Annotated in this window: 3 protein-coding genes; 2 read left to right on the top strand and 1 reads right to left on the bottom strand. The window is 40.1% G+C overall.

Translation table 11 applies throughout. The features are described 5' to 3' along the window. A partial coding sequence (locus tag CBF90_RS16050; RefSeq protein ID WP_242435703.1) for a super-infection exclusion protein B occupies window positions 1–381 on the bottom strand: 381 nt, incomplete at its 3' end. A 209-nt stretch (window positions 382–590) separates the two neighbouring features. Here CBF90_RS16050 and CBF90_RS16045 point away from each other — a divergent pair. Then, complete coding sequence (locus tag CBF90_RS16045) at window positions 591–791, top strand: antirestriction Ral family protein (RefSeq protein ID WP_000213975.1); 201 nt, start codon at window positions 591–593, stop codon at window positions 789–791. Between the two features lie 182 nt (window positions 792–973). After that, window positions 974–1132, top strand: a 159-nt coding sequence (locus CBF90_RS16040; RefSeq protein WP_141097193.1) for a DUF2528 family protein, incomplete at its 3' end; no start/stop codon positions are given.

Genomic DNA, 1132 nt, shown 5'->3' with positions numbered 1-1132 from the left:
GTATGGGAATTGTTTTGATGTAACCACATACTTCCTGCCTTCATTAAGGGCTGCGCACAAAACCATAGATTGCTCTTCTGTAAGGTTTTGAATTACTGATCGCACTTTATCGTTTTGCATCTTAATGCGTTTTCTTAGCTTAAATCGCTTATATCTGGCGCTGGCAATAGCTGATAATCGATGCACATTAATTGCTAGCGAAAATGCAAGAGCAAAGACGAAAACATGCCACACATGAGGAATACCGATTCTCTCATTAACATATTCAGGCCAGTTATCTGGGCTTAAAAGCAGAAGTCCAACCCAGATAACGATCATATACATGGTTCTCTCCAGAGGTTCATTACTGAACACTCGTCCGAGAATAACGAGTGGATCCATTTCTATACTCATCAAACTGTAGGGGTTGTAATAGTTTATCCGATTTCTCGCTGTAGGGGTACACGAGAACCACCGAGCCTGATGTGGTTAAAAGACAGGCACAATCTTTACTACCGCAATCCACTATTTAAGGTGATATATGGAAGAAGAATTTGAAGAGTTCGAAGAGCATCCTCAGGATGTGATGGAACAATACCAGGACTATCCGTATGACTACGACTATTGATAAAAATCAATGGTGTGGACAATTCAAGCGATGCAATGGATGCAAGCTGCAATCGGAATGCATGGTTAAGCCTGAAGAAATGTTTCCTGTAATGGAAGATGGGAAATATGTCGATAAATGGGCAATACGAACGACGGCAATGATTGCCAGAGAACTTGGTAAACAGAACAACAAAGCTGCCTGATAGTGGCCTTTATTTTTGGCATAAATAACAGAATAAACACTGCACTGTGTATTCATTCCAACGAGTGAATACACGGAGCAATGTCGCTCGTAACTAAACAGGAGCCGACTTGTTCTGATTATTGGAAATCTTCTTTGCCCTCCAGTGTGAGGGCGATTTTTTATCTGTGAGGATATGAACAGATGTCAAACATCAAAAAATACATCATTGATTACGACTGGAAAGCATCAATAGAAATTGAAATCGACCATGACGTAATGACAGAGGAAAAACTTCACCAGATTAATAATTTCTGGTCAGACTCTGAATACCGACTCAATAAACACGGCTCTGTATTAAAT

The organism is Microbacterium sp. AISO3, assembly GCF_002204305.1.
Lineage (GTDB): Bacteria > Actinomycetota > Actinomycetes > Actinomycetales > Microbacteriaceae > Microbacterium > Microbacterium arborescens.
The sequence above is the reverse complement of the archived record's forward strand: the minus strand, read 5'-3'. Positions and strand labels throughout refer to the sequence as shown.

Bases quoted from the DNA above. Each gene is read 5' to 3' on its own strand.
- CBF90_RS16045 (WP_000213975.1), top strand. From the start codon at position 591: ATGACTACGACTATTGATAAAAATCAATGGTGTGGACAATTCAAGCGA.